Source organism: Streptomyces jumonjinensis (assembly GCF_009600885.1).
Taxonomy (GTDB): domain Bacteria; phylum Actinomycetota; class Actinomycetes; order Streptomycetales; family Streptomycetaceae; genus Streptomyces; species Streptomyces jumonjinensis.
Genome location: NZ_VCLA01000157.1, coordinates 149,755 through 160,777, shown reverse-complemented (window position 1 = coordinate 160,777; position 11,023 = coordinate 149,755). Strand labels below are relative to the sequence as shown.

The 11,023-nt window shown below is 68.7% G+C and carries 9 protein-coding genes and 2 pseudogenes; 2 read left to right on the top strand and 9 right to left on the bottom strand.

The features are described 5' to 3' along the window. Window positions 1–1,006, top strand: a pseudogene (locus FF041_RS22300) (mobilization protein); the annotation flags it as partial. A gap of 164 nt (window positions 1,007–1,170) precedes the next feature. Further along, complete coding sequence (locus FF041_RS22295) at window positions 1,171–1,587, top strand: hypothetical protein (RefSeq protein WP_228388506.1); 417 nt, start codon at window positions 1,171–1,173, stop codon at window positions 1,585–1,587. Here FF041_RS22295 and FF041_RS22290 read toward each other — a convergent pair. The 9 genes and pseudogenes from FF041_RS22290 to FF041_RS22250 form a co-directional block, all read right to left on the bottom strand. Then, window positions 1,574–2,848: an IS256 family transposase gene (locus FF041_RS22290; protein ID WP_153524421.1), complete on the bottom strand. Its 1,275-nt coding sequence runs from the start codon at window positions 2,846–2,848 to the stop codon at window positions 1,574–1,576. The two genes, FF041_RS22295 and FF041_RS22290, sit on opposite strands and share 14 nt — an antisense overlap. A gap of 80 nt (window positions 2,849–2,928) precedes the next feature. Next, window positions 2,929–5,025, bottom strand: a complete 2,097-nt coding sequence (locus FF041_RS22285) for a hypothetical protein (protein ID WP_153524420.1) — start codon at window positions 5,023–5,025, stop codon at window positions 2,929–2,931. 196 nt (window positions 5,026–5,221) lie between these two features. Then, the gene (locus tag FF041_RS22280) at window positions 5,222–5,557 is read right to left on the bottom strand and encodes a helix-turn-helix domain-containing protein (protein WP_323392396.1); all 336 of its coding nucleotides are present in this window, start codon (window positions 5,555–5,557) and stop codon (window positions 5,222–5,224) included. Beyond that, window positions 5,554–6,741: a tyrosine-type recombinase/integrase gene (locus FF041_RS22275; protein WP_153524419.1), complete on the bottom strand. Its 1,188-nt coding sequence runs from the start codon at window positions 6,739–6,741 to the stop codon at window positions 5,554–5,556. The genes FF041_RS22280 and FF041_RS22275 overlap by 4 nt, the downstream gene beginning before the upstream one ends. 145 nt (window positions 6,742–6,886) lie before the next feature. After that, a pseudogene (locus tag FF041_RS22270) lies at window positions 6,887–7,009 on the bottom strand (NUDIX hydrolase); the annotation flags it as partial. Window positions 7,010–7,157: 148 nt separating this feature from the next. Next, the gene (locus FF041_RS22265; RefSeq protein ID WP_228388504.1) at window positions 7,158–8,255 is read right to left on the bottom strand and encodes a hypothetical protein; all 1,098 of its coding nucleotides are present in this window, start codon (window positions 8,253–8,255) and stop codon (window positions 7,158–7,160) included. Continuing rightward, window positions 8,170–9,111, bottom strand: a complete 942-nt coding sequence (locus FF041_RS22260; protein ID WP_153524418.1) for a phosphotransferase — start codon at window positions 9,109–9,111, stop codon at window positions 8,170–8,172. The genes FF041_RS22265 and FF041_RS22260 overlap by 86 nt, the downstream gene beginning before the upstream one ends. Then, window positions 9,111–10,262: a hypothetical protein gene (locus FF041_RS22255; protein WP_153524417.1), complete on the bottom strand. Its 1,152-nt coding sequence runs from the start codon at window positions 10,260–10,262 to the stop codon at window positions 9,111–9,113. Before FF041_RS22255 ends, FF041_RS22260 begins: the two co-directional genes overlap by 1 nt. A 13-nt stretch (window positions 10,263–10,275) precedes the next feature. Continuing rightward, a complete protein-coding gene (locus FF041_RS22250) occupies window positions 10,276–10,941 on the bottom strand; it encodes a histidine phosphatase family protein (RefSeq protein ID WP_153524416.1) in 666 nt (221 codons plus the stop codon). Between the last annotated feature and the right edge of the window lie 82 nt (window positions 10,942–11,023).

Here is an 11,023-nt window from a genome sequence, read left to right as displayed (position 1 = left end):
GTCCGGGGACACCCTCGGCTACAAGGTCGCCCTCCCCGCCGACCGCAACCGGGCAGGCGAGCCCGTCTGGTTCTCCGGCTCCAAACTCGCCCCCGACCTCTCCCTCCCGAAAATCCGCCATCGCCTGGAAACCAGTGCCCTGGACACGGAGGACGAACCCCGGCCCCGCCCGGCCGCCGCACGCCGCAACGCCGTCACCCCCGTCATCCGGGCCGCCACCGCCCTCGACCAGGACGACGACGGCACGGTCGTCGCCCAGCTCGTCGGCACCGGGGAACTCCTCGACGCCCTCGCCAAGACGGCCCCGGCCACCACCCGCCGGGAACTGTCCCAGGCGGCGCGTGCCTTCGAACGCGCCACCCGTACCCACGAACGCGCCGCCCGAGCCGACCACCGCGCTCTTCGGTCTGCCGCCCGCGGAGTCCTCCGCGCCGGGGACGCGCTCGGACGGGGCGAGGACGGCGGCACCACCGCCATGGTGCTCTCCACCCTCGTCCTCGTCACCCTCGCCGCCGCCCGCTGGCACTCCGCCCACGGCCACGCCCAACAAGCAGCCGCCGCACGCCAGGCCGCCCAGCACCTTCGTACCGCCTACCAGGCTGCTGCCGCTCCGCCGTTGAGGGCGATGCACGACCACGCCCGCCGCCTCCCCGAACCCGTACGCCACCAGCACACGGCCACGATCGTCGGCGCTCTTCCGGAACAGGCCGCCCGCCTCCGGCATGAGCCCGGCTGGGACGCCCTCCTCGCCACCCTCGACCAGGCCCGGCACGCCGGCCACGACCCCGCCGCCCTCCTCAAGACCGTGGTCGAACAGCGCGAACTCGACACTGCCGAGAACGTCAACGACGTCCTCATCTGGCGCATCCGCCACACCGCCGGCCTCCCCACCATCCCGAAGCCGGCCACCGGCCCGGCGCCCGCCCGCCCTCGGGCCCCGAAGCCCACTGCGGTCGTCACGTACACCACCCCGACCCCGTCAGGTCAGCGACGGTCACGCCGCTGACCAGTACAAACCTCTGGACTCCCACCAGCCCCACTGCTATGGCTCGAAGAAGCGAGCCCTGGAGGAGAACCGTGATCCACAGCCACACTGACCAGCAGCCCAGAACCACCACTCAGCAGCCTGCCCCGGCCCCGGCCCCGGCCCCTGCCCCTGCCCCTGCCCCGGTGCCGGCCTCCGGCGGCGACCCCCTCCTCCGCCTCCAGCAGGAGATTCACCCCGACGGCGTCCGCATCCGCATCCGCAGCGTCGACCACCCCGAGGAACTCTTCATCACTGGCCTCGTCGTCATGTGTCCCAACTGCTCAGCCCGCCGCGACTGGATGATCATCTGCGATGGCAACCAGATCAGCATCCGCTGCCGCTGCGCACACCAGTGGCCCGAGCCTGAACTCACCCGTGCCGACTTCGACGTCATGACCGGCGGCAGCACCACCGGTCCCGTCTACCCGAGCCTGGAAGACGCGGCCCGCGCCACCGGATTCGACGGCGCCTTCACCGGCATGTATCTGAACGAGCCGCGCCCGCAGGGATGGGACGTGTCAGGGATCTTGTGTAAGTCGGTTGGTGTCATTGGATGCTGAGCCGGTCCTCGAAGAACAGTGAGAACTGGTTCAGTGCCTCTTTCCAGTGTGCGGCGACGTGGTTCTTGTCGCGCGCTGTCGGGTTGATCTGTTCTCGGACCGCGAGGTAGAGGACCTTCAACGCGGCCTGTTCCGAGGGGAAGTGACCGCGGTTGCGGGTGGCCTTGCGGAGCCTCGCGTTGATCGATTCGACCATGTTCGTGGAGTAGACCACCGTCCTTATGGCCGGCGGGAACGCCAGGTAGGGCGTGAACTCAGGCCAGGCAGCTCGCCAGGCCCGGACCACGGCTGGGTAGCGTTCACCCAGGTCAGAGGTCTCAAGTGCATCGAGGGCCTGTTCTGCCGCCTGCTCCGTCGGGGCCGTGTAGATGGCCTTGAGAGCCGGAACCAGCTTGGGGTGGTCCCGTACCGAGGAGAGTCTGAGCGAGGCTCTGGTCAGGTGGATCACGCAGGTCTGGACGGTGGCCTTGGGCCAGGTCGCGGTGACCGCGTCGGGCAGGCCCTTCAGGCCGTCGCAGGCGACGATGCAGACGTCCTCGATGCCCCGGTTCCGCAGTTCGGACAGGACGGCCATCCAGGTGGTGGCGCCCTCGCCCTCGGCTCCGACCCACAGACCCAGGACGTCCTTGCGGCCGTCCATGTCCACGCCGACGGCCAGGTAGACCGGCTTCGAGGTCACCGAACCCGAGCGGATCTTCACCCACAGCGCGTCGATGTAGATGATCGGCCAGACGGCGTCGAGGGGCCGGTTCTGCCAGGTCACCAGCTCCTCGACCACCGCGTCGGTGACCTTGCTGATCAGGTCGGGGCTGACCTCGACGCCATAGATCCGGGCCAGGTGGGAGCGGATGTCGCGCACGCTCATTCCCCGGGCGTAGAGGGAGAGGATCCGGTCGTTGAACCCGGCTAGCCGGCGGGCGTTCTTCGGGACCAGACGTGGTTCGAACTCGCCGTTGCGGTCCCGCGGCACTGCCAAAGTGACCGCGCCGGCATCGGTCAGGACCGTCTTGGGCGAGGTCCCGTTGCGGGAGTTCCCCGACCCGTGACCTGCCGGATCTCCGCGTTCATAGCCGAGGTGTTCGCTCATCTCGGCCTCCAGAGCCCGTTCCAGCACGGCCCTGGTGATCTCCGTCAGCAGCCCGCCCTCGCCGAGCAGGGCCGCCCCCGAGGCATCAGCCTGATCGAGCAGCCGCTCGACGACGTCGTCGACCATCGTGTCTCCGGCCGCCACCGAGGTGACTGGTTCTGTCTTGTCTGCCATGACTCGTCCGATCCGCCCGGCCCGAGAGCCCGAGGCCGAGCCCCAGGCCAGACTGTCACATCATGGACTTACACGATCTTTCAGACACACCCAGGGATGGTGCCGCCGCGGTGGGGGTGGGCCGTGTGGATGTATTTCATGGCAGTGGTGATGGAGATTCCGAAGACACGGACGAGGTGGACGGGATCTTCGGTCTCGCGGGCCTCGTCCAGGATCCTGTCGGCGCGAACTGCGCGCAGAGTCAGACCAGCGGGATTGAAGCGTCTGGAGACGTAGTCCGCAGAGATCGGATCGGTCGAGTTGGCCGTCTGTTGAGTGAGCAGAAGGTGTGAGTTGACGGTGCGTGGCCAACGGTGATGGCGGTAGCGGAGCCAGGCATGCAGTAGGGCGGCTGTGGTGTCGTCGAGGTGGACGACGTGACGGCCGTGGGGGCGGCGGATCAGAAGTTGCTGTCGGGTAAGCAGCACGTCGGAGAGGACGAGGTTGCGCAGGTCAGTGCCGCTGGTTGCGTGGAGGGCGACCAGGGCGAGAACTAGGCGGGTAGCGGGGTTGGAGCTGGTCTCCAAGAGCCCGGCCAGCCGGTCGGGGGCCAGGGTTGTGGGCAGCAGTTCCTGACGGGTGATGCGGAGGCCACGGGTGGGGTCGACGAAGACGAGCTTGGCGTGTTTTAGGGCTCGAAAGAGCGACCGGGCCGCCACTGCGCGCTCGTGGGCGCGTGGGCCTTTGACTGCAGTGACAGCGGTCGTGACGTCGGCCTGCGTCACCTGGCGCAAGGTGGTGTAGCGGGTGGTCCAGTCGGTGAGTGGCTTGGCCAGGTAGATGAGGTAGCGGCGCAGGGTGGCGTAGTCGGTGACGCGGTGGTGGGACCTGCTAGCGCCACGCAAGACCCCGACCCACGTGCCGATTTCGTCGCTGATTCGTGGAGGGAGGGCGGCGATGGTGCGCTGGACGAAAGCCTCGTCGCCGCTGCGCCGCGGCGACGAGGTGACGAGCTGTCCACGTTGATCCAGGAAGGCGACAAGCCCGCGAATGCGTCCCAGGCTGCCGAACACGCGGTGCAGCGCCTGAAGATCGTCCTCGCGGAATACGGTGTCGGCACCCAGCCAGGTGGCGGCCACTCGTAGAACCCGAGCACTGGACTCGTGAACTGACCGGTTCCAGCGGTTCTCGGTGGTGTACCGGGCGAAGTCCGCCAGCAGGGACTTCACCGGCGGCAGCGGGGCCGGCAGCACGGTTCCAGCAAGCGGGCGCCAGTCCCGCTCAACCTCGAAGATCGTCGCCTGACCTTCAAGTACGGCTGGCGGACTGAGCTCCGGGCGATCCGCGAGGAGCTCGCGACGGGTCGCGCTGTCGTTCGCCAAGGACGGTCCGGCAAAGCGTAGTTGTCGCCAGGTAGAGGCGTCGGTGTCAGGTCCCAGCTGACGACGCTGTCGAGTGCAGTCGCGGCATCGACCGTTCCGCAGGGGAAGCGGCCCGGCGCCACACCGACTGCAACACCCTCGCTGGTCAGCGTATGTGTGACGCCAGTACCTACAGGCTTCGCATATCTGGTTTCGTCCCCACGAAAGGCAGTCATCACAGCTTCGTGGCTGAGATTGGGGGCGGGCACGCTGGGCGTGCGGCAGCACGGCCACCCCGTGCTCGATATCAGGCGCCAGCAACCCGGCCTTGTTCAGGACCGCAGCGACTCCGGAGGGCCGGTGAGGCAGGGCCTCAAGGATGGTGGCATCGACCAGGTCTTGACCTGCGGCGTCGCGGGCCGCCAGAGCAAGAGCCAAGGCATCCATGGCACTGACGCGCCAGGTACGGCTCAGGCGGTGTTCGGTCTGTACTTCGTTGATCAGCGGTTTCAGTCGTTCCAGATCGCCCTGGAGCCGGTCTCGGAGCAAGACGGCGTGGTGTTCCAGCAGTCGGTAGGGCGCGGAGAACATGGCCATCTGTCCGCGTACTGCCGGCGGGCAGACACGCCCATCGTCCAGGACGCCGGCCGGACGCTGGGCGCGCGCCCAGCCAGGTGCGTGGTAGCGGCCGTCGGTCTGCAGCCGGTAGGTGCCGGTGGGCGCCGCGGGCCGCCGGATGGATGTCGGCAGGCAGAAAGAGAGCTGCGTCCACACCGGCTGGCGTGCGGCCTGGACCGGCTCGTAGTACCAGGCCGCGTCGTACTCGGTGATCGCCACGACGCATGCGCGGCAGAAGCCGTCCTTGTTGACCCGCCACAGCCGCTTGCAGCGTCTGCACTCGGCTGCCGGGTGGTAACGCTTGGAGCGCCACTGGTGGCACGGGGAACAGAACGGCGGTTGCGCTCGCGCTCCCCAGCCGAGACAGCCCGTGCACTGCCCCAGCGAAGGAAGGCGTATGCGTGATCGGGCCATCTCAGTTCGGCGGGAGCGACCTCGGCCGCCCCGCTCCGCTCGGCCGACGTGGCACCGGCCGCGGCAGCTCTCCCGCGGCCCTCGCCAGTTCCTCACCTTGGACTGCCGGAGCCTTCCGGGCCACGGGCTCGGCGACCAGAAGGTCCGCGACCGTGCACTGCAGCGCGGCGCAGATCAGGTCGAGGTCCTCCAGCCGCACTGTCACCGGCGTACCCGACCACAGCGCGGAGACCTTCGAGAGCGACGGAGTGAACCCGACTTCTTCGAACACGGGCATCAACTCGCTAGGCCGCCAGATGCCCCGGTTGGCCGCCGCCCACCGCAAGTTCCACTTCACGACAGACCCCCCGCGTCCGCGCGCAACCGCTGTGATGCCCGAGCCGACGAGCGCCGGCTCGCCATCTCCGGATCACCCTGAGCAGACAAAATGTACCGAACCGTGGTTGTCGTCCAATCATGACCAAGCAACTTCTGCACCTCCCACAGCGACATCCCCGCCTCGTAGCGGTGCGTGGCACAAGCGTGCCGAAGTAGATGCGGAAAGATCCGCTCGACCGGACCCGACAGGTGAGCCGCCGAGGCCCGCACCAGCGCCTTTCGCAACGTCGACGTCGTCACCGTCGGCCCCACCGGACTCGGCTCGCCTCCGAGATCTCGGGCCAGGCGCTCCGAGGGCCAAACCGGCGACTCAGGGTGCTCCGGGTCGTCCGAGAACAACCCGCGCACCTCCTCCACGTACCACCACAGCAGCTCACGACCCTCAGCGAACAGGAACGCCTCACGCTGCCGCGGCCCCGATCCTCGGGCGCCCTTGCCCTGGACGACGAACCGCCCGAAGTCGCCCGCCTCCCAGTGCAGGTCCTTCATACGCATCTGGCACAGCTCCGAAGCGCGTACCCCGGAGATGTAGATCAGCTTCGCCATCACGTAGTCCCTGCACGCCACCGCCTCCTTGCGGGCGTGTGCCAGCTCCCGCCGCCAACCGGTGAAGAACTCGCCCACCGCCCGCGCTGACGGCGGCACCCGCAGGCCAAAGTCGCCTCGGTGTGCATGCCGGTTGAACGGATCGATCGGCGACTCGACCGTCGCCCCGAACCGCCGGAAGATCTCGTGCGCATAGCGCTGCTCCAGGAACGCGAAGAAGTGATCGATCCGGTTCAGCTTCGATCGGATAGTGGGCGCCTGGCGCTTGCCGACCCCGGCGAAGTAGGCATCGACATGACGAGGCGACAGCCGCCACGGCACGACACCGTAGTGGTCGCACACCTCGATCACCGGCTTCGTCAGCCCGTCCAGCGTCGAGGACGCCAGACCCGCCACATCTCGCGCCCACTGGTACTCGACCAGCGTGTCCATGAAGAACAGCTGCTCGTCCTCCCGGTCGGCCCCGTCGGCGTACCTGCGCTGCAGCGACAGGACATCCCTCAGACCCGGCTCGTCACTCGGCAACTCCCCGTCTGCGGAAGACGGTTCGCTGAGCGGCGGAACGAGGGAGAGCGCGCGCGTCCTGAGATCTGCCATGGACAGGGAAATTACAGCAGCAACTCCTGAAATTCAGGAGAACAGCCTAAAATCCGAGAAGCCCTCTCATCGAGCCCAGCGAGCCTCCTACCAGCTGAGATGGAACGACGTACCGCTTCAGCACTCAGTAGGAACCCGCTCGTACTCCAGTTAGCGCCCACGCCCCCTCGTGCGGCGGCCAGCCACGCTCGATCAGCAGGACGTCGCCGCCGGGCGTCAGAGCCACCACATCGGCGGTGTAGCGGATGGTCTCGAACGTCTCAGTCATGTGCGCCTCTCGGTTGGGCGGGCTAGTGGGTGGTGGTGTCGGTGACCACGAGGAAATGGTCGCTGCCGAGGTCCATCACGACCCTGGCGTCGGTGCCCTGGGTACTTCAGCAACCGTGAACGCGGGCCATGGACGCCGTAGGGATGGCTCAGCGGGTCAGGTTGGCGAGGAAGGACTCGGCTGCCGACCACGGGGTCAGCTCGATGCCGAAGCCGCTGTGTGCGTCGGGTCCTTGGATGTGGACCAACCGGCCGGACAGGTAGACGACGTCGCCGGTGCGGAACGCCCCGGTGTACGCACCGAGGTAGCTGCGAAGGTGGGTGATCCGGCGGGCGAACACGGACGGTTCGTCGACCGTTGACTCGGTGACCGTGTCCACCTCGATTCCGTAGAGCGCCGGGGTGACCAGGCCCTCGGAGTGATCCGTGATCCGGGCGAGGACGGAGATCGCCCCTACCTCTTTGGCGACCACTGCGGCGAACGTCTTGTCGCCGTCGGCCCTCAGCGGCTCACAGTTGATGTGCGCCCCAGCACCGGCTGTCAGGCCCTGCAGTTTGCGGGCCTCCTGGCGCATGAGCGCGTCGAAGCTTCCTCCCACCATGTACTTGGCGCGCCGCACGTACAGCCGGGTGAGTGTCTCGCCCTCGTACGGGTGGATGAGACCGCGTTCGGCGAACAGTGCCTGCGCCGCCTCGTAGCCACGCGGCCCGTAGCAGACCAGATCGATGTCGGAGCGGGCGTTGCAGGCACCGACCAGAAAGGACCCGGTCACGCCGATGACGTCCGCAGCGCCGGCCGCGACGATCCAGTTGACGATGGCGAGCAGGTCCTCGCTGACCGCCGTTTGCTCCAGGAGGCCGGGCTCCTGGTGCAGGGCGGCGAGGGTCTGGCGGCAAGAGTAGTGGGTGACGATGTCCTCGCGGGGCACGCCGGTGATGACGCACCCCACAGCGGGGGAGTAGAGGTAGCACTCGGGCCGGTCGGCGAGAATCCCGAACGCTTTGGACACGACGCTGTTCTGCCGGTACGTCCGGCCGTACAGCACCCGGTCGCCGCGGGCATCCGGGTAGTACTTGACGTACCCGAGGAAGTGCGTGCCGGGATGGACGTCGCCGATGACTTTGAAGATCACCCCTGCGCGGTCCAGGAGGTAGTCGCGGTCACGGATGGTCGCCAGCGCGGTGCCCAGCAGCGAACTGTTCGAGGGCGGGGAAGAGGGCGGTATCGACCGTCCCGGTGCGCTCATACTGCTCAAGTCCCTTCGTGAAGAGGTGACGGCGGTACTCCCACTTCAGGTGCTTGTCCGTGCGGGAGGGGTCGGTGGGCCGCATCAGGGCGAGGAAGAACAGGGCCTTGACGAGCAGGTAGGCGCCCAGGTTCTGGCTGGCCGGCTGTCCGGTTGCGTTCAGGCTCGCGTCGTCCAGCGCGGCGAGGTAGCGGCGCCGCTGGCCGGGGCTCGCGGTGTAGCCCTTGTTGCCGCCCTTGAAGGCGATGATTTCCAGGGCCGGGAGGACGTCGTATCCGAGGGGCACCAGGCCGTGGTGCTGCCAGTCGATGACTCCGGCCGGCAGGACGTTGGGCAGGCCGTAGTCGAGGTGGCCCTGCACCAGCGGAACCGTGCCCAGGCGGTGCAGCGCGTGCTCGAGCGCGGTGTGCGTGCGGGTGTTGTCCAGGTCGGGGTTCTCCTGGAAGACGTTCTGGGTGAACCCGGCGCTGTCCATCCACTGCCGCAGTGAGCCGGGCGTGGGCTGGACGAGGTGGCCGGCCTGGGCGCGCAGCAGCCGGGCGGCGACCTGCGCGGCGGTGTCGGCGACGTCGTCGTGCAGGTCGCGGCCGCCGTCCAGGGACGCCATCGCCCGGTCGTGGAGGGTCTGGTCGCCCAGCGACTTCTCCACGACGTAGTAGTGGCCGTCGTCGGTGACGCCCTCCTCCAGGACGTGCGGGACCGGGTAGTCCAGGTCCGCGATCCGGCGCTGGAATTCCGCCTCCGCCTGGAGCTCGGGTCCACCCGTGCGCCGGTAGCGCGTTCCGTCGGCGGAGACGTACACCGCGCCGTCGGCGGCAGTCCGCTTCTTGACGAACTGCCAGTTGTTCTCGTTCATCAGCTCGCTCCTTCCGGCTCCTCTGCGGAACCGTGGGGGATCGGGTACTCGGGGATGGCCTGGGACAGGGTCCGGATGTCCATCACCCAGCGCATATCACCCGCCGCGACGCTGCGCCGCAGTTCGGCGAGGACGTCACGCCCGGGTGTATCCGGCCGGGCCAGGTGGGCGCGGCGCCAGAATTTCAGCAGGGCCGGGAGCTGTGCCGGGGTGATGCCCGCCCGGATGTGCAGGGAGCACAGGGGCAGGAACCAGGAGAGGAACAGCTCTCGTAGCGCTGGGCTGACGTGGTGCACCTCGCACAGCCGTTGCAGCGCTGCGGTGTCGTCGTACGGGATGCGTCCGTGCAGTGCGTACCGCAGCCGCGTTCCGTTGTGCCGCCGGAATGGGGCCCCGTAAGCGGCGACGTTCGCCGCGGCGTTCTCGGTGACCGTCATCACCGGCCGCCCGGCATTGGACCGGACAGCCGCGGCCAGCACGGCGACGTGCACGCCGGCCCGCGGGTCCAGGACCAGGCCGTCGAGCCCGAGTGGCGCGAGGCTGATGCCGTGGTCGCGGGTGCGGGACAGGATCAGCCGCTCCGGGACATTGTGGGCGATGGCCAGCAGATGTCCCGGTGGCCGCGCGTGGTGGGCGTGGAAGTCATCCCGCGCGAGCACCGGTGTACCCGGGGCACGGTCCCAGACCAGCAACCGCCGGGTGTGAGGCCGGGAGCCCTGGTGCCCGCATGCCCGGCAGGCGTGGGCGACGGAGTCGGTCATGTGATCGCAGCGGGCGCAGAGATGGACCGCAGTGGGAGTGAGGGCCAGAGCGCCTTCCTGCAGGAGGCGTTCGGTCATCTCCAGCGCGAGGGCGGCCACGAAGGGCGCGGTGTCGGTGAGAATCCCACCGGCCGGGGCCGCGCCCGGTGCGTACTTGGCGGCGATCGCGCGTTCCTCCCGCTCCTGCCGGTCGACCGTGTCCCGGTCGGGGGCGTCACGGTGGCGCAGGTCTCCGGCCAGAGTGACGGTGTTCCACAGATGCGGGACCGGCCCGGTGCCAAGGAGGGCGTTGAGGGCTTCGGCCGCGCGGATGCCGGCCGCTTTGCCGGGCCGTTCGGCGATGGTGAAGGGGCCGTTCTGCACGGGCCCGTTGAGGTACAGGACATTCATGGCCGCGGCCTCCTCAGAAGTCCGGCTGGATGATGCCGCGGGCGTGGAACAGGCCGTCGACCTGTTCGTAGACCAGGACGGCGGCGTTGGGTGTCTTGCGCACACGGGCCTCGTCGACCAGGTCGGTCACCGGCCGGCGCTCCAGGACCGCGCGCAGCGCGAGGATCGCAGTGTGGTGCGTGAACGCCACGACATCCGCCGTCGGCGCGGTGCGCAGGCCGTCGACGAACACCGTGGCCCGCCGCAGGACACCGCAGGCCAGGGACTCTCCGCCGGTGCCGGGAGGCGTCCACAGGTGCTTGCGGGTCTGCCGGTCCTCCGTCCCCTCGGGGTAGGTGGCGTACAGCTCTTGTCTGGTCATGTAGGTGGCCGCGCCGTAGTGCTGCTCGTTGAGGAGCGCGGTCACCTCGTAGGACAGGCCGGGCAGAGCGAGCACGGCGGTGTCGAGGGCGCGGCGGTACTGCAAGGTGCGGACCGCCGGGTCAGGGCCGGTCAGGTCCCGCAGCGTCTGCCGCAGCCACAGGCACTGGAGGAAGCCACGGGGCGTCAAGCCGACAACGTCCCGGGACAGCGCATGCGCGGCCGGCCCGGTCCACGGACGGGGGTTCTCGTAGAAGCCGCTGTATTTGGTGGCGTTCTCGATGGATTCGGCGTGGCGGACGAGGAAGAGCATCTTCATCCTCTCTGTGAAGGTGTCGTGCCAGACATCGCCGTGCCGCGCGGAAGGCGGGCACGGCGCTCTATGTGTTCGAGGGCTACTG